This is a genomic window from Enterococcus sp. DIV2384 (genome assembly GCF_050534975.1).
GTDB lineage: Bacteria > Bacillota > Bacilli > Lactobacillales > Enterococcaceae > Enterococcus > Enterococcus faecalis.
Map to the genome: position 1 here is coordinate 286,284 of NZ_CP172905.1, position 16,965 is coordinate 303,248.

Annotated in this window: 14 protein-coding genes and 2 other annotated features; of the genes, 10 read left to right on the plus strand and 4 right to left on the minus strand. The window is 37.0% G+C overall.

All coding sequences use genetic code 11. The features are described 5' to 3' along the window. The first annotated feature begins 19 nt into the window (after positions 1 to 19). A complete protein-coding gene (locus tag IGK54_RS01465) occupies positions 20 to 1,243 on the plus strand; it encodes an amidohydrolase family protein (RefSeq protein ID WP_002389547.1) in 1,224 nt (407 codons plus the stop codon). Between the two features lie 142 nt (positions 1,244 to 1,385). On the opposite strand, the gene IGK54_RS01470 is transcribed toward IGK54_RS01465, so the two are convergent. Next, complete coding sequence (locus tag IGK54_RS01470; protein WP_430603124.1) at positions 1,386 to 2,897, minus strand: helix-turn-helix domain-containing protein; 1,512 nt, start codon at positions 2,895 to 2,897, stop codon at positions 1,386 to 1,388. Positions 2,898 to 2,971: 74 nt separating this feature from the next. Here IGK54_RS01470 and IGK54_RS01475 point away from each other — a divergent pair, with 74 nt between their 5' ends. The 3 genes from IGK54_RS01475 to IGK54_RS01485 all read left to right on the plus strand — a co-directional run bounded on the left by IGK54_RS01475 (position 2,972) and on the right by IGK54_RS01485 (position 8,445). Continuing rightward, positions 2,972 to 5,107: a vWA domain-containing protein gene (locus tag IGK54_RS01475; protein ID WP_430603342.1), complete on the plus strand. Its 2,136-nt coding sequence runs from the start codon at positions 2,972 to 2,974 to the stop codon at positions 5,105 to 5,107. A 426-nt stretch (positions 5,108 to 5,533) separates the two neighbouring features. Further along, positions 5,534 to 6,910 (plus strand): PcsB-like coiled-coil domain-containing protein, encoded by a 1,377-nt coding sequence (locus IGK54_RS01480; protein ID WP_430603126.1) that lies wholly within the window; start codon positions 5,534 to 5,536, stop codon positions 6,908 to 6,910. Positions 6,911 to 7,027: 117 nt separating this feature from the next. Further along, positions 7,028 to 7,257, plus strand: a binding site (T-box leader). Between the two features lie 60 nt (positions 7,258 to 7,317). Continuing rightward, positions 7,318 to 8,445: a 5-methyltetrahydropteroyltriglutamate--homocysteine S-methyltransferase gene (locus IGK54_RS01485; RefSeq protein ID WP_002373195.1), complete on the plus strand. Its 1,128-nt coding sequence runs from the start codon at positions 7,318 to 7,320 to the stop codon at positions 8,443 to 8,445. Between the two features lie 51 nt (positions 8,446 to 8,496). On the opposite strand, the gene IGK54_RS01490 is transcribed toward IGK54_RS01485, so the two are convergent. Next, positions 8,497 to 9,681: an AI-2E family transporter gene (locus tag IGK54_RS01490; protein WP_002355262.1), complete on the minus strand. Its 1,185-nt coding sequence runs from the start codon at positions 9,679 to 9,681 to the stop codon at positions 8,497 to 8,499. Between the two features lie 15 nt (positions 9,682 to 9,696). Continuing rightward, positions 9,697 to 10,212 (minus strand): HdeD family acid-resistance protein, encoded by a 516-nt coding sequence (locus IGK54_RS01495; protein ID WP_002381189.1) that lies wholly within the window; start codon positions 10,210 to 10,212, stop codon positions 9,697 to 9,699. Positions 10,213 to 10,404: 192 nt separating this feature from the next. Here IGK54_RS01495 and IGK54_RS01500 point away from each other — a divergent pair, with 192 nt between their 5' ends. The 6 genes from IGK54_RS01500 to IGK54_RS01525 all read left to right on the plus strand — a co-directional run bounded on the left by IGK54_RS01500 (position 10,405) and on the right by IGK54_RS01525 (position 16,072). Further along, a complete protein-coding gene (locus IGK54_RS01500) occupies positions 10,405 to 11,091 on the plus strand; it encodes a DUF969 domain-containing protein (RefSeq protein ID WP_002355265.1) in 687 nt (228 codons plus the stop codon). After that, the gene (locus IGK54_RS01505) at positions 11,088 to 12,032 is read left to right on the plus strand and encodes a DUF979 domain-containing protein (protein WP_002355267.1); all 945 of its coding nucleotides are present in this window, start codon (positions 11,088 to 11,090) and stop codon (positions 12,030 to 12,032) included. The genes IGK54_RS01500 and IGK54_RS01505 overlap by 4 nt, the downstream gene beginning before the upstream one ends. 15 nt (positions 12,033 to 12,047) lie before the next feature. Further along, complete coding sequence (gene pcp / locus IGK54_RS01510) at positions 12,048 to 12,689, plus strand: pyroglutamyl-peptidase I (protein WP_002355269.1); 642 nt, start codon at positions 12,048 to 12,050, stop codon at positions 12,687 to 12,689. A gap of 446 nt (positions 12,690 to 13,135) precedes the next feature. Then, positions 13,136 to 13,311 (plus strand) — a binding site (T-box leader). Between the two features lie 89 nt (positions 13,312 to 13,400). Beyond that, on the plus strand, positions 13,401 to 14,846 hold the full coding sequence (gene nhaC / locus IGK54_RS01515; protein WP_185938085.1) for a Na+/H+ antiporter NhaC: 1,446 nt from the start codon (positions 13,401 to 13,403) through the stop codon (positions 14,844 to 14,846). Between the two features lie 151 nt (positions 14,847 to 14,997). Continuing rightward, positions 14,998 to 15,432: a MarR family winged helix-turn-helix transcriptional regulator gene (locus tag IGK54_RS01520; protein ID WP_002362972.1), complete on the plus strand. Its 435-nt coding sequence runs from the start codon at positions 14,998 to 15,000 to the stop codon at positions 15,430 to 15,432. 4 nt (positions 15,433 to 15,436) lie between these two features. After that, entirely contained in the window at positions 15,437 to 16,072 is a 636-nt protein-coding gene (locus IGK54_RS01525; protein WP_002358386.1) for a nitroreductase family protein, read from the plus strand. A gap of 42 nt (positions 16,073 to 16,114) precedes the next feature. Here the strand turns inward: IGK54_RS01525 and IGK54_RS01530 are convergent, their stop codons facing one another. After that, positions 16,115 to 16,948 carry a Cof-type HAD-IIB family hydrolase gene (locus tag IGK54_RS01530; protein ID WP_002355273.1) on the minus strand — a complete coding sequence of 278 codons (834 nt, stop codon included), beginning with the start codon at positions 16,946 to 16,948 and terminating at the stop codon, positions 16,115 to 16,117. Positions 16,949 to 16,965 lie beyond the last annotated feature (17 nt).

Genomic DNA, 16,965 nt, shown 5'->3' on the forward strand with positions numbered 1-16,965 from the left:
AATTTAGGGAGTGGAAAACATGGATTTATTAATTAAACAAGTTCGTCTTCAAGACGGTGAAGCATTACAAGATGTAGCTATTAAAGAAGGAAAAATCATTGAAATCGCCCCAGTTATTACTGGCGATGCCAAAGAAGTCATCGAAGCAGATGGTCGTGTTTTAATCCCAGGTTTTGTAGAAAGCCATTTACATTTGGACAAGGCATTAATCGCTGATCGTAAACCAAATAAATCAGGTACGTTGAAAGAAGCGATTGAAGTAACCGCAGAATTAAAACCAACATTTACCGAAGAAGACATTTACGACCGTGCTAAACGTGCCTTAGAAATGTTAATCGTTCATGGAACCACGGCGTTAAGAACGCATGCAGAATTTGACCCAGCGCAAGGTTTTACTGGCTTCAAAACAATTATGCGTTTGAAAGAAGAATACAAAGAGTTAATTGACATGCAAGTAGTTGCATTTCCGCAAGAAGGAATTTTTAAAGCCCCTGGAACAGAACAAATGATGTATGAAGCAATGGATATGGGCGCAGACGTTGTCGGCGGTATTCCTTATAATGATGCACCAGCGAAAGAACATATTGATTTAGTGTTTGAAATTGCTAAAAAATATGATAAAGATGTAGATTTACACCAAGATTTTGCCGATGAAGCTGATGATATGAGTATTGAATATTTATGTGAAAAAACCATCGCTGAAGGCTACCAAGGCCGTGTTTCAGTGGGCCACTTAACGGCATTGCATGCCTTACCTGAAGCAGAATTGGCGCCTATTATTGCAAAAATGGCGGAAGCAAATATTAGCGTGATGGCTTTACCAGCAACGGATTTACATTTAGGGGCTCGTGGTGATCAGTACAATGTTCGACGTGCGGTTACGCCAATCCGTAAATTACGCGATGGTGGCGTGAATGTCTGTATTGCTACAAATAATATTCGCAATGCTTTTACACCATATGGCACAGGGGATATTGTTCAAACAGCGATGTTAGCCATTCCTGTTGGGCACCTAGGTGGAGCGGATGACTTAAAAACAGTGCTACCAATGGTAACAACAAGTCCTGCTCGTGCGATGGGACTAGAAGGATACGGTGTCGCAGTTGGGAATAAAGCAGATTTAGTCTTATTAGACACAAAAGTGGTTGAACATGCGATTATTGATATTCCAGAACGGTTATATGTTATTAAAAACGGCCGTGTTACAGTCAAGACAGACAAAAAAGTCGAAATCATTCGTTAAGAAAAAAATCAAAAAGCTCAAAAGGTTAGTTTGCGCAACTAACTTTTTGAGCTTTTTTTTTGATGAAGGTACAAATGTGTTTGATTGATCCTGTTTTAGTTATTTTTTTGTTCCACGAGTTCTATTTATTAGCAGAATTAAATCATTTCTTTGCTACCAACCGAACTAATTGTTCTTGAATCGCTAGTAAGTCAGATAAAGAAACTTGCGCATTAATTAATAAAAATGGTGCAGCTTGTTTTACTTGGAGCAAAGGCGTAGTGCTTAAATAAAGGTCGTACGTATCTTCTTCAGACAATTGATTAATTGCAAGGTGATAGAAACTTGCAAACGTTTCACGAATTCGTTGAATGATAATCGCTTCAATCGGTGTAGGTAAGTCTGTTTCTATTTTTATGTGAATTGTTTGATTGAAAGCTGTTGGAGCAGTAATTAACGTGTAGGCCATCGATAATTGAAGGCCTAAGCCAGTTTGTTTAGCTGGGTTCGAAACATAGATGTCTTGCTCGGCGACTATCTTTTGTGCATGCTCAAATAAATGAGCAAAATTTTGTAATAAATACTTCTTAATATTGTAGCCAGTAAGTGTAAAATCCATTTGTTCAAATAACTCTACGAAAAGAAGGCCAGCCACTAATTGTTTTGTGAATAAGACCCTGTTTTTTGTCGTTTCAAAGGCATGAGGGTTTTCTGTTTCAAGGGAGTGAAGAATCTTTTTAATAAAGGAATTCGTCTCTGAAAATGGTTGGTTAGGTTCGATTAAATCTATAAAATGTTTGTTCGAGAGTTGTACTGTTGTATTTGTTAATAGAAATAAAAAAATCAGCTGCCTTTCACTCTTGGGTAACAGAAAGGCGTTCGTTAATTGATTTTCTAAATGTTCTTTTAGTAGATGATGAGTGTCAACAAATTGAAGCAGTACTTCTTGATCTTCATCAGATAAAGAAGAAATAGATTCAGAAAGCAGGAAATTTGTCTGGAATCCCTTTCGATAACGAATAATATTTACCGCTAAAATATAACAAATAAGTTTCATATTCAATTGATTGGCTGGGAAATAGCCTAAAGCAATCAGCTCTTTCGCAAGGGTTTCACATTTTGTTTGCGAGACGTCAGCAAATGGCCAATCGAGACCAGAAAAAACGCGCCAAAAGAAAGCAATCATGAAAAAACGAATGCGTGGTTCAGCACCAACTAAACGAATCTCGCCTTTGGTTCTCTGGATCGAAAAATCAAAGGTTTTTAAAATGGTATCTAACTCAGCAACCTTATGCCGAACAGTTGATTCGGATAAGAATTGGTCCATACTAAATTTTGTTAAATGAATATTGCTTTCAAAGAATAGTTTTTCGAGCAATGTAAAATACGGACTACTTTGCAAAATTTGCTTCGTCAAAATTTTATATTCTTTTTTTGATCCCATGAAACAATAGCCTTTACCTCGCTCGGCAGAGAAAATATGTGAACAATTATTAGCCAATACATAAGGTTTACTAATTAAGGATTCGTAGTATTTATTGATTGAACGTCGATCCATTTGTAACAATTGACTAAGTGTTTCAATACGAATAAAGTTTTTTTTATGGTACAACAAACGCAGTAAATCCAATTCCTTTTTAACTTCTGAGCCGAAAAAAGTGTCTAATATTTCCATTATTCTTCTCCAATTGGTTCGATTCTTTTTGTTAAAATAAGTATAACTTGTTTTTTATTCGATTGTTTAAAAAAATGTACTTAACAAGTACATTTTTTTGTCTCCTTAAAAGTTATTTCTGTAGTAAGTTACATATATCGCTCAAATTTCATTTGAATGAGAAATTACTTACCACAAAGGAGTTAAAAAAATTGAAAAAAACAACCTTATTTTTATTTATGTTCTTTTTCCTAATGACTATTTTTAGTATAGACGTTTCCGCAGAAACATACAATTTTAACTATAAAAATGACGAACAAGGTCATTATTTAACGAACGGAATTAGTGAGGGAGACACAAACAATTATGATTATGGTCATGCCCCTGAAGCGACATTTGACGAAGAAAAATATGTGAATTATGGAGATGAAGCTTATTTGAAGAAAAGTGTGGCGGCTGTAACAGGCCAGCAAGGGCTTTTTAATGTGACTTTAGATGTAAAAGGAAATCAGACAGAAAGCCCTATTGATCTAGTGTTAGTGATTGACTATTCTTCATCAATGAAAGGTGAAAAATTAAACAACGCTTTGAAAGGCTTGCAACAATTCGGCGAAGAACTATCAGATTCATTAACAGATGGTCATGTTCGAATTGGTATTGTTGCCTATAATCGACTAACTTACTCCACCGCGGATTTTTCTACAGACATGAATGACTTAGAAGACTTTTTAAGAAATACAGCCGAACCACATTCAGGTACATTTATGCAAAAAGGCTTGCTAGAAGGGCAACGTCTATTGGCTGAAAAAAGTCGTCCAAATGCAAAAAAGATGTTGGTTCATATTGGTGATGGTAGTGCAAATGCTAGTTTTTTACCTAGAGAAAATGCTCAAAGCTATCCCAATAATGGTGAAATTATCGATTACAACGGTTACCATACATCGTCCTACATGGAAGAGTTTCAAACAGAATCCAATCAGTACTATACAAGTAACAGTGCTTCTACTGATGCTAACGCTATCCAAACAAACAGTACAACAGTGACAGATAATACGTTAGGAACCATTGTTTCTCTAAAAAAATCAGGAGATACTTATTATTCAATTGCAGCTAATCCTTCGTTAAGAGGAGAGTATATTAGTAGGAATATAGCTTCTGATCCTAAAAATTATTTGATTATTGATGAAAATTTATCTGGTTTGGGCACTGCACTGAAAGAATTAGCTGGGAGTATCAATAATACTATCCATGAGGGGCTCATTATCGATCCAATGGGAGAAAATATTCTTTTACAAGGTGCTGGGAATTTCACAGAAGATAACTACCAACTAAAAGGTTGGCGAAAAATGCCAACGGGTGAATGGTTAGAGGCTAGTGACTTATTGACTGATGTCGTAGTTACAGAAGAAAATCAAGTGCTCCATATTTCTACTATTTCATTAGGAAAGAACGAACGTTTAACATTAACTTATCAGATTAGATTGAACACAGAAACAAATGATTTTAAAGGAGATACATGGTTTTTATGTAATGATCGTACTACGTTACAACCAACTCCAGAAGAAGAAACAGTTGATTTTCCGATTCCAGCAATTAAAGCACCTACTGTACAATTAAAATTGATTAAGAACTGGGAAAATATTACAGAAAAAGAAATTCCAGAAGCAATTCAATATCAAGTAACTCGAAAAGCGACAACAGATGAAACTGCTTGGTCCACTTCAGAAGTCATGCAATTAACCCAAAAAGAAGGCTATCAAAAGCTGATTAATCAAGTAACGGTTAATGGCGCAGAAGTAGCATTACCAAAGTTTAATAACAGGGGTGAAGACTTTGTATATCAGATAGAAGAAGTGAACGTGCCAGCTGAATTTGACAGTATAATGACAAAGACAAAGGATGAATTTATCCTTACAAATCGTCGTAAAGAAGTTGTTTCCAGCACAACAGATACAAGTACGAATGAGTCTTTAAGTTATGAGACTGCTACGACAAATTCGAGTGCTGAAAAAACAATTGTTGTAGAAACTACCACAACAACCTCAGAACTCAAGAATAATAATTTCTCAGCAGAGACGAACACAACAGCAAAAAAAATAACGAAGGCTACCCCCAATGATAGACATTTGCCAAAAACAAACGAAACCCAGAAATTTCAAAGAGTATTCTTACTATTAGGTGGTTTGTTGGTAGGTTTATCTGGATTCTATTTACTTAAGCAGAGAAACTAAAATAATTCTTTAAATAAAGCAATAAAAGGCGGCTCAACGAAGCGGCCTTTTTCTTGGTTCATTACCAAAATATAACGAATTTTGTAACAAAAACGTTTGATAAAAAGAAGGAAAAATGATTAATTTTATGAAAAAAAGCATATATCGACAAAAAAGAAGAAAAATTTGAATAAAAAAAGAAAAAATATGAAAAAAAATCGAAGAATTGTTTAACAATTGAAAACACGTGAAAACCAGTCGTGACAAGGCGTAAAAGCCTTACAAAAGGTAAGTTTACCTATTATGGAGAAAGAACGAGTGATCTGAAATGTTTTTGTAACATTTCTATTGCTTAATTGAAATATGGGTGTGGTAGAATGTTTTTGTCGTAAGAAAAGATTAAGATATTTTAAATAAACTTTAGAAATTAATTCGGAGGAATGACAAGTGAAGAAACGTCTATTTGCATCAGTATTACTATGTTCATTAACGCTATCAGCAATTGCTACCCCAAGCATCGCTTTGGCGGACAATGTTGATAAAAAAATTGAAGAAAAAAATCAAGAAATTTCATCATTAAAAGCAAAACAAGGGGATTTAGCTTCACAAGTATCTTCTTTAGAAGCAGAAGTATCTTCAGTATTTGATGAAAGCATGGCTTTACGTGAACAAAAGCAAACACTAAAAGCAAAATCAGAACAATTACAACAAGAAATTACAAACTTGAATCAACGTATTGAAAAACGTAACGAAGCAATCAAAAATCAAGCACGTGATGTTCAAGTTAATGGACAAAGCACAACAATGCTAGATGCAGTTTTAGATGCGGACTCAGTTGCAGATGCAATCAGCCGTGTTCAAGCTGTTTCAACAATCGTAAGTGCCAACAACGACTTAATGCAACAACAAAAAGAAGACAAACAAGCGGTTGTTGATAAAAAAGCTGAAAACGAGAAAAAAGTGAAACAACTTGAAGCAACAGAAGCTGAATTAGAAACAAAACGTCAAGATTTACTTTCTAAACAATCTGAATTAAACGTAATGAAAGCTTCATTAGCATTAGAACAATCATCAGCTGAAAGTTCTAAAGCTGGCTTAGAAAAACAAAAAGCAGCTGCTGAAGCAGAGCAAGCACGCTTAGCTGCTGAACAAAAAGCTGCAGCTGAAAAAGCTAAACAAGCTGCTGCAAAACCAGTTCAAGCTAAAGCTGAAGTAAAAGCAGAAGCACCAGTTGCCTCTTCTTCAACAACAGAAGCACAAGCACCAGCAAGCTCAAGCTCAGCAACTGAATCAAGCACGCAACAAACAACTGAAACAACTACACCAAGTACAGATAATAGTGCAACAGAAAATACTGGCTCTTCTTCATCAGAACAACCTACAACACCAAGTGATAATGGTGGTGGACAAGAAACACCAGATCCAGTAACTCCAACTCCTGGTAATGGCGGTGGCAACGGTAATGGTAACGGTGGACAAACACCTCCTCCTGTTGCGGCTGATCCAACAATCAATGCATTGAATGTTCTACGTCAATCATTAGGTTTACGTCCAGTAGTGTGGGATGCAGGCTTAGCAGCTTCTGCAACTGCTCGTGCAGCACAAGTTGAAGCAGGCGGTATTCCAAATGATCACTGGTCTCGTGGAGATGAAGTTATCGCAATTATGTGGGCGCCAGGTAACTCAGTAATCATGGCGTGGTACAATGAAACAAACATGGTAACAGCTTCAGGAAGCGGTCACCGTGATTGGGAAATTAACCCAGGTATTACACGTGTCGGTTTTGGTTACTCAGGTAGCACAATCGTAGGACACTCAGCCTAATCAGCAATGATAAAAATAGACGTAAGCAGCTTCTGAAAAGAAGCTGCTTTTTTCATTACTATTTCATCCATCTCCGTTGACAAATTTGCTAAACGTGGTATTCTAATTATAATCTAATAATTTCCGTTGAATAGGAAAGTAAATACAAGACAGCTGGTAGAGAGACTTTGGTTGGTGAAAAAAGTTAGATGTCTGTATCGAAAAATGGCCTAGGAGGAATTTTTGTCGAAACGTAGGCAAAAACGTAATGTCTTTCGTTAACAAGACCGCTGATTATGATTGTCAGTTGAAGGGAAAGAGTCATCTTTCCGAAAAAAGGTGGTACCGCGATAATAATCGCCCTTTTACTAGTTACGGCTAGTAAAAGGGCGTTTTTTTATAAATAAAAATAGGAAAGAGTGAGGCAAATGAGTAGTCAGATTCCTTTTACAGTTGATCATGTGGGAAGTTTTTTACGTCCGGAAACAATTAAGAAAGCACGGAAAAAGGTCCAAGCAGGTGCGTTATCTCAAGCAGAGCTACGTCTTATTGAAGATGAAGAAATCAAAGCATTAGTAGCAAAACAAAAAGCTGGCGGCTTACGGGGAATCACAGATGGTGAATTTCGTCGCGGTTTTTGGCATATTGATTTCTTAGAAGGATTAAATGGTGTGACAGGCTATATCCCAGAAACGGGGTATAACCAAACCTTTCATGGGAAAGCAGCTCCGGCCTATAATATCCGCGTAGTGGATAAAATATCTTTTCCTACGCAACATCCATTTTTAGAGGACTTTTCATTTTTAAAAGAGGTGGTGGAAGTTGGTGATGGCACGGTAGCCAAAGCAACGATCCCTAGTCCGACCATGATTTTACGTCAAGAAATTTTATCTAACGATGGCACCTCGCGCATTCAAACAATTTATCCAGAGATTGGTGCTTTTTATAAGGATTTAGCACAAACATATAAAGACGCAATTGCGGCCTTTTACGAGAGAGGTTGCCGTTATTTGCAATTTGATGATACAAATTGGGCGTTTCTAGCGGATCAGACAAAACAAGAAGAATTACGAGCAAAAGGAATACAGCCAGAGGAAATTGCACAAGTGTGCACCACGATTATTAATGAAGCCTTAGCTGGCAAGCCAGAAGATTTAACTGTAACCACACACATTTGCCGTGGGAACCATGCTTCGTCTTGGTTATTTTCAGGTGGTTATGAACCGATAGCAAAAGAATTATTTGCTACGAATTATGATGGTTTCTTCTTGGAATATGACTCAGATCGTGCAGGGGACTTTTCACCATTAAGACATTGGCAAAATAATGGCAGCAAAGTCGTTTTAGGTTTAGTTACTTCTAAGTTTCCTGAATTAGAAGAGACTGAACAAGTGAAAGCACGAATTGAAGAAGCCCAACAGTTTGTTCCTTTAGAAAACTTAAGTATTAGTCCGCAATGCGGTTTTGCTTCGACGGAAGAAGGAAATCGTTTGACGGAGAAAGAACAATGGCGCAAAGTTCAATTACTTCAAGAAATTGCTAGAGAAGTATGGTAAAAAAACTGGGACATAAGTCTAAACGGCTTATGTCCCAGTTTTTTCATTGTATTATTTTAAATATTGATCTTTAGTAAAATTCGTGTGTTCATACTCGCCGTTGTCACCATAAAAGCGGTTATAGCGTTGTTTGAATTTGCGGAATAAATAAATGACTGTCACTTTAACTAGGCAATACATTGGAATCCCGAAGATAACGCCCATTAAACCAAACAGTTCGCCCATAACTAACAAGACAAGTAAAATAGTAATCGGATGGACTTTTAATTTATCGCCCATCACACGAGGAATAACAAAATCACCATGAATCAATTGGATGGCAAACCAGACGATAACAAATTTAACTACCATAAATGTGGAATCCTGAAAGGCAATAATCAATCCAGGAATAAAGGCAATAAATGGCCCGATATAAGGAATAATACATAAAATACCCGCAGCTAAAGCTAAAATGCTACCAAATTGTAAACCAATTAATAGAAAAGCTGGCCAATACATAATCCCTAAAACCAACGAAGCAATGACTTGACCTTTTAGATAATCGCCAATTTGAATGTTGGCAATTTGGCTATATTCATCAAAATCAGGACGAAAAGCTGGGGGAATGATGCCTTTTACAAAGCGATAAAACTTTTCTTTGTCTTTTAAAAGGAAAAAGGCGATGATAGGTCCTGTAAACAAGGTTAGGAAAGTAGAAGAGACTGCAGAAAAGACGCTTCCCAGACCTTGTGCGCCTGTTTGTAGGTAATCCCCTGCAAAGTCTTTAAAGGAGTTTGCAAGTTTGCCCCAGAGCTGATTAATCGACTCATTAGCAGATTCTAAATCTTTTGCAAAAGGTGTTTTAGCCATAAATTCTTGTACTGTTTGGAGCGTGCTTTTCCAAAAACTTGGGAATTGTTTGATTAATTCTTCCGTTTGGTCTTGGATAATTGGGAAAAGTTGCAGTCCAGCTAACACTAGTAATGCAATAATTAAGACATAGAGAATCGCAATCGCCCAAACACGGGGAATTTTTTTCTCAAGGCGTTTCACCATTGGATTAAGCAAATAAAATAGAATAATACCAAAAAGTACCGGGCCTAAGACGGCACTAAAAATAACAAAAATTGGTTTAAAGATAAATGAAACAGTGTTGAATAAAAAGATAGTTACAGCAATTAGACAAAGGATAGTTAATGTGTAAAGTAAATTTTTCCCACCTAAAAAGCGGATCCACTTGGTACTTTCTTTATCCATAAGTTGCTCCTTTCGTTAAGCTTTATTTCTAAAATGACCAATAATTTCAATGACACCCATGAAAATCAGGATAAATCCAAAGACTTGCATCAAAACTAAGAGACTTTTGAAGGGATTAAAAACTAAAACGGCTCCAGCGATTAAAACCAGAATACTGTAGATAAGCGCGCCTGTTTGACGAGTATTTAAAGCAAAAGTCAATTGAACGAGGCCGTTTATAACAATGCTAATCCCTAATAAAAATGGCAGAATCGAAACAATCACCGGTGCAAAAAATAAAAAGGCTACTGCTAAGACGACAAAGATTAAACCTGTTACGAAACCAAGCCCCCAGCTACCCGTTTGTTTTTTTATTTTGTAGTCATCATAAATATTAATTAACCCTAAAAGCATCAAATAACCAGCAATTAAATAACCGACGAACTGGAAGAAAGCACCGGGATTAAAGACAATGGCACTTCCGATAACGATAAAGACGGCGTCGCGCAATAGGGTATGGCGCCGAAAATTTTCTCTAAAAGTTTGGAACATAAAAATCCTCCTCAATGTTATTGTTTCTTTTATTCTAGCGGAAAAAAGAAAAAAGTGCGAGTGGTAGCTCTAAAAAGTGTTGGAAACTGTGTCTTTAGAAAAAATAACATTAAAAATTAAAAAAGTCTTACAAATGAGCGAAAATTGGCATATAATGGAAAGTGAAATTTTATTTTAAGAAGGAGAGATTTGATGGATTTATTACCTTTATTAGGCGTATTGATCGTCATTGTCGGCTTCGCATTGAAATTTGATGCTATCTTGATTGTGATGGTTGCTTTAATAGTGACGGCTTTTACTGGCGGGCTGGGTTTGACATCGATGCTAGAAACACTAGGAACAACCTTTGTGAATAATCGAGGAATGGCTATCTTTATTATTATTATGTTAGCAACAGGAACTTTAGAAAGAAATGGCTTGAAAGAGTCAGCAGCTACGTTGATTAAACGATTCAAAAAGGTATCTGCTGGTGTGATTATTGACATTTATGGTGTCTTTCGGATTATCTTCGCCGCTTTTAACGTAAGTTTCGGTGGGGTAGCAGGTTTTGTGCGTCCGATTATTTTGCCAATGGCGTTAGGAACAATTGAATCAAAAAATTTACCAATGGTGCCAGAGTATGAAGAAGAACTAAAAGGGATGGCTTCAGCCATGGAAAATATCTGTTGGTTCTTTGGTCAAGTTCTGTTTGTTGGTGGGGCTGGGGCATTGCTTGTTCAATCAACATTGAAAGATTTAGGCTATGAAGTGACATTAGGAAAATTGGCTTTAGTGGAAGTACCAGTCGCCTTAGTTGCCTTAATTTCGGCAAGTATTTACTTTACTTTAAAAGAAAAAAGATTACGTAAAAAATATTATGGACAGGAGGGACTGAAATGAGTTTTTTCACAGATCCAAGTATTGATTTGAGTGCAAAGTTATTGGAAGTCCTTTATATTTTTATGGGGATTATCTTGTTATACACAAGTTTTCGTAGTTTTCGTGATAAAACCAATCAACATGCGTATGGGACTAGTTTATTCTGGGGAATTTTAGGGATCTTAATCGGTTTTGGTCGGTTTATTCCACCAGTTGCCTGTGGCGTACTTATTTTTGTGATGACAATTCCGGCAATTCTTCAAAAAGTGACAAAAGGAGAAAGTCGCTTACCTTCGAAAGAATACATGGAAAAAATGTCTCAAAAATTAGGAATGAAGATTTTTATTCCCGCACTAAGTATCGGGGTTTTTGCAATTCTTTTTGCTACATTGACTACTTTAGGGGCTTTAGTCGGTGTCGGTGTTGGTGTCTTTGTAGCGATTTTCATCATGATGTTCTTTTCTAAAAATAATACGCCGAAAGTATTTTTTGATGATGCGGCGGAAATGTTAGAAACAGTCGGTCCTCTTAGTACGTTGCCAATGCTATTAGCTTGTTTAGGTGCTGTTTTTACTAGCGCTGGTGTTGGTGAGATTATTTCAAAAGGGGTTAGTGCCGTAGTACCAGCAGGAAATGTCAATGTAGGGATTATTATTTATGCTGTGGGAATGGTTATTTTTACGGCTATCATGGGCAATGCCTTTGCAGCAATAACCGTGATGACAGTCGGAATTGGTGTGCCGTTTGTCTTTTCTTTAGGTGCAGATCCCGCATTAGTTGGGATGGTTGCCTTAACATGTGGTTTTTGTGGTACACTGTTAACACCGATGGCTGCGAACTTTAATATCGTACCTGTAGCCATGTTGGAAATGAAAGATAAGTACGGCGTCATTAAAAATCAATTGCCGATTGCACTTTTCATGTTAATTTTCCAAATTGTTTATATGATTCTATTCAAATAAGAAAGGATGATCGAAATGAAAGTTGTCGTTACTGGCTTTGATCCATTTGGAGGAGAAGCAATCAATCCTGCCTTTGAAGCAGTCAAAAAATTACCTGCTGAAATTGCAGGAGCTGAAATTATTAAAGTTGAGGTGCCAACTGTTTTTGGCACTAGTGGTGAAAAAGTGGCTGAAGCAATTGAAACCCATCAACCAGATATGGTGATTTGTGTTGGACAAGCAGGCGGCCGCCAAACAGTCACTGTTGAAAAAGTGGCGATTAATTTAGCGGAAGCGCGTATCCCGGATAATGCAGGACAACAACCAAGCGATGTGCCGTTGGTTGAAGATGGAGCAACAGCCTATTTTACAAATTTACCGATTAAAGCGATGGTAAAAAATTGTCATGACCATCAATTACCTGCAGCGATTTCTTATACAGCAGGAACCTTTGTATGTAATGATATTATGTATCACTTACTACACTTAATTAACACTAAATATCCAACTATTCGTGGCGGATTTATTCATGTTCCGTTCCTACCAGAACAAACAATTGATAAACCAACGTTTGCTTCTATGTCATTAGAAGCAATCACAGATTCTTTGTTCTATATGATTGAAGCAGCGGTAAAAACGCAAGAAGATATTCAACTACAAGGTGGCACAACTCATTAATTAACAGGCGTGTGGAACAAAAATCACTTTGGATTTTTGTTCCACGCTCAAAAACTGATAAACGGCGGGAACAGAAGCAACACTACGCGTTGCTCCGATCTCAACAACTTCTAAGAGCTAAAGCTCTAAGAGTTGAAGGTCCTTCGGAAATAAGCCGAAATTGTTGAGAATCCCGAAGAACGTAGTGATTCGATGATGAACAATACCTACTTGGTCTCCAAAAATTAAAGAACAATTTTCGGAAATTCCTTCTTATTGCTGAGAAACACTATTTGCAAAGCAAATAGATGTTGAACAGTACCTACTTGGTTCTCGGAGTTAAACGCTGCTGTCCCGACCTCTTTCTATTTTTACAAAAAGAAAAAGTAATTTTTGTTGGCGTGTGAAAAAAATTTTTTATACTATTTTCGTTGACAAGTCGGTTTCTTCTTGGTATATTGAGATTCATAAATTATTAGCCCAGTAGGAAATAGATGTTTTGTTCAGAAAGTCGATGGTTGCTGCGAATCGATCAAGTCTATTTGTGAATTACACTAATAAGTAGTAACAATTACATAATACATAAGCGAGAAGCAAGTAAGCTTCTAATTAAGGTGGTACCGCGGAGAGATTCGTCCTTATTCTTTAAGGATGAATCTCTCTTTTTATGTAGCTTTAGGAGGCGTTTTCAATGAGTTGTGGAGGGGTTATTCGTTATCATAAGATCCTTTAATGTCAGAGTATTCAGAAAAAAGATTAGAGGAGAGTAACGAAATGAAAGAAAAACAGAAAAAGAAGACCGTGAGTGTTCGAGAAGCAAGTATCGTGTTATTAATTATTGTGGCAGCTATTGCAACAGGAGTAATTGGCTTAAAAATATCGCCAAATATTACTATTTTGTTTGTGATTGCATTGATTTTAGGCTACGCAATGTTTCGTAAAGTACCATTTGATCAAATGCATAAAGGGATTGTTGATGGCTTGAAGCCAGGGATTATTCCAATTTTTATTTTCATTTTAGTGGGTGCATTGATTGCCGTTTGGATTCAAGCAGGAATTATTCCAACGATTATGGTTTTTGGTTTTAAAATGATTAGTGTTAAATGGTTTGTGCCGTCAGTTTTTATTGTCTGTGCGATTGTCGGCAGTGCAGTAGGTAGTGCTTTTACAGTGATGTCAACAATTGGAATTGCCTTTTTCGGTATTGGCAGTACCTTAGGGTTAAATCCTGCTTTAGTTGTGGGGGCGATTGTTTCTGGTTCAGTTTTTGGTGATAAAATGTCGCCTTTATCAGAATCAACAAACTTAGCCGCAGCGATTGTTGAAGCGGATTTGTTTAAACATATAAAAAACTTGATGTGGTCGACTGTACCAGCATTTATCGTCTCTTTAATCTTGTTTATGATTTTAGGACAAACGTACGCGAATACTAGTCTGACAGAAGTAGTTCAAGTTATTCAAGTATTGGAAGACCACTTTACCATTTCAATTTGGTCATTGTTACCATTAGCCTTAATGTTAATCTGTGCCTGGCGCAAAATTCCAGCGATTATCACGATTTTGTTAAACATTATTGTGGCAGTAATTATGATTATTATTCAAAATCCGAAAGTATCGTTGCAGGCATTAGGAAACACGTTGGAAAATGGGTTTGTTTCTCAAACGGGGAACGCACAAATTGATCAATTACTAAGTCGTGGCGGAATTATGAGTATGATGCCGACTGTTGCACTTATTATTCTAACGTTGTCTCTAGGTGGCTTATTAATGGAATTAGGATTGATTTCTGCGGTCATGGAAGTTGTTTCTCAGAAAATGAGCAGTACACCGAAATTGATTTTATCAACGTTATTAACAGGAATTGGCGTAAATATTTTTATTGGTGAACAATTCCTATCGGTTATTTTACCAGGGAATGCCTTTAAAGAAGTTTACAAAAAAGAAGGCTTGGATCCGACTGTTTTAGGCAGAACCTTGGAGGATGGCGGGACGGTTATTAACTACCTCATTCCTTGGGGGATTGCAGGTAGCTTCGTAGCGGGGACCTTTGGCGTACCAACGTTGACTTACTTACCATTTGTTTTCTTTAGCTTATTATCGCCTGTCTTCTCAATGGTCAGTGCGTTTACTGGTTTAGGGATTAAGCGGTTATCAGCAGAACCTGTTACCAAAAAATAGATTGATTAAAATAGAACAGTTGATGGGGAATACTGTAGTTTCTCCCTGTCAATTGTTCTATTTTTCTTGTAAAAAAGGTTGCATTTTTAGAAAGAAACAGTTATAGTTGATTAGTCAATTGTTGACGAGTCATCTTTTTAAGGAGGAAACTATGTCGTTATCATTACGGGAAGTTAGCCAATTATTATGTCAGTTAAAGGTATTAGATCAAAAAATTACCAAAGTTTTTGAAGAGCAAGTTGGCTTGAGTTTGACTCGTTATGAGTTGCTGATGATTTTAAAAGAACGTCAGCCGTGTCTTCAAACGGAGATTCAAGAACACTTAAAAATCGATAGTGGTGCGGTCACTCGCCATTTGAAAATTTTAGAAGAGAAACAGTATGTGACACGACAGCGAAATCCAGAAAATAATCGGGAAGTGCTAGTGCATTTAACAGAAAAAGCACAACAAGAACTACAGCAATGTACAGCCAAGCAACAAACGGTAACAGAAATTATTCCCAGTACATTTACAAAGGACGACTGTCGCCAGTTAAAAGAACTTTTGACAAAACTAGATCAAAGCATTACAACGAAAGAGGTATGATAGAATGACAACATATACAACGAATGATTTTTCAGAGATTGTTTTTGGCCGCAAATCGGTTCGGGTGTACGATGAAACCCATAAAATTTCTCATGAAGAAATGTTAACAATGATTCAAGAAGCGACCACTGCCCCTTCTTCTGTTAACATGCAGCCCTGGCGTTTTGTCGTAGTGGAAAGTGAAGCAGGCAAAGAAAAATTAAAACCCTTAATTCGCTTTAATACGCGTCAAAATGAAACATCTTCTGCAATGCTCTTAATTTTTGGTGATCTAAACTGCCATGAACGAGGAGAGGAAATTTACAATCAAGCCTATGCTAGTGGTAAAATGCCTAAAGAAGTGCGGGACCAACAATTAGCGGCGATTATTCCCCATTATGAAAGTTTAAGTAGAGAACAAATGAATGACATCGTAAAAATTGATGCGAGTTTAGCAGCTATGCAATTTATGTTAGTGGCCCGAGCTCACGGATATGAAACGAATCCAATCGGTGGTTTTGAAGCGGAAAAATTAGCCGAAACATTTGGTTTAGATCAAGAGCGCTATGTCCCAGTAATGATTTTATCTGTGGGTAAGGGCATGGAAACTGGTTATGAATCTGTTCGTTTAGCACCAGAAAAAATCACGACATTTGAATAGACAATAAAAAATGACGGCATAGGCTTGCATCAACCAACATTCTTAAAGAAAGTTGGCTAATGCAACAGCGATGCCGTCATTGTCGTTGGATAAAGTGACTTCCGTTGCGATGCTTTTAAGCTCGTCAACGGCGTTTTCCATAGCAATCCCCGTGCCAGCCCATTCCAACATTGTATAGTCGTTGTGACCATCACCAAAAGCAATTACTTCTTCAGCAGTTATGCCTAACTGTAGGGTTAGTTTTTCTAAAGAACGCGCTTTATCAATATTTTTGGCGGTAAATTCAAAATAGAAAGGAGCGGAAAAAGCAGCGGTGACGGTTTCTTTGAAAGGCGCGTAGATGGCCTCATGATATTTTTGTAAATAGGCGGGTTCACCAGCAATTAAAATTTTGTTCAAGGGAAAGTTTAGTCTGGCGGCTAAATCATGCCACTCACATAATTGAAAGTTGCCGCCCCGTGATTCATATTCAATAATATTAAAATCACCAGTCTCTAAATGTAAGGTGTTATGAAAAACATCATTGACATACATAAATGTTTCATCATTAATCATTGGAATTACGTCAAATTGTTTCAAATGCTCTAAAATTTGTTGACTCAATGATTTTGAAATTGTCTGGTTAAATAGTTGTTGCTGACTGCCATGATGGGTGACACAAGCGCCGTTATAGGAAAGTAGGTGTCCATTATAATGAGCCATCTCCAATTCATCTGCTAAGGGCCGCATACCGTTAGTCGGGCGGCCAGAAGCCAAAATCAGTGATAGGCCTTGCTTTTGTGCAGCTACTAATGCTTGTCGCGTTTTTGGTGAAATCTTTTTTTCTGAAGTTAACAAGGTACCATCAATATCCATTACAATTGCTTTGATTGCCATAATTGGCCTCCAATCCG

Excerpts from the sequence above, each read along its gene's own strand:
- IGK54_RS01470 (WP_430603124.1), bottom strand. The coding sequence starts at position 2,897 with ATGGAAATATTAGACACTTTTTTCGGCTCAGAAGTTAAAAAGGAATTG.
- IGK54_RS01465 (WP_002389547.1), top strand. The coding sequence starts at position 20 with ATGGATTTATTAATTAAACAAGTTCGTCTTCAAGACGGTGAAGCATTA.
- IGK54_RS01500 (WP_002355265.1), top strand. The coding sequence starts at position 10,405 with ATGGATTTATTACCTTTATTAGGCGTATTGATCGTCATTGTCGGCTTC.
- IGK54_RS01530 (WP_002355273.1), bottom strand. The coding sequence starts at position 16,948 with ATGGCAATCAAAGCAATTGTAATGGATATTGATGGTACCTTGTTAACT.
- IGK54_RS01505 (WP_002355267.1), top strand. The coding sequence starts at position 11,088 with ATGAGTTTTTTCACAGATCCAAGTATTGATTTGAGTGCAAAGTTATTG.
- nhaC (WP_185938085.1), top strand. The coding sequence starts at position 13,401 with ATGTCAGAGTATTCAGAAAAAAGATTAGAGGAGAGTAACGAAATGAAA.
- IGK54_RS01485 (WP_002373195.1), top strand. The coding sequence starts at position 7,318 with ATGAGTAGTCAGATTCCTTTTACAGTTGATCATGTGGGAAGTTTTTTA.
- IGK54_RS01495 (WP_002381189.1), bottom strand. The coding sequence starts at position 10,212 with ATGTTCCAAACTTTTAGAGAAAATTTTCGGCGCCATACCCTATTGCGC.
- pcp (WP_002355269.1), top strand. The coding sequence starts at position 12,048 with ATGAAAGTTGTCGTTACTGGCTTTGATCCATTTGGAGGAGAAGCAATC.
- IGK54_RS01525 (WP_002358386.1), top strand. The coding sequence starts at position 15,437 with ATGACAACATATACAACGAATGATTTTTCAGAGATTGTTTTTGGCCGC.
- IGK54_RS01520 (WP_002362972.1), top strand. The coding sequence starts at position 14,998 with ATGTCGTTATCATTACGGGAAGTTAGCCAATTATTATGTCAGTTAAAG.
- IGK54_RS01475 (WP_430603342.1), top strand. The coding sequence starts at position 2,972 with ATGTACTTAACAAGTACATTTTTTTGTCTCCTTAAAAGTTATTTCTGT.
- IGK54_RS01490 (WP_002355262.1), bottom strand. The coding sequence starts at position 9,681 with ATGGATAAAGAAAGTACCAAGTGGATCCGCTTTTTAGGTGGGAAAAAT.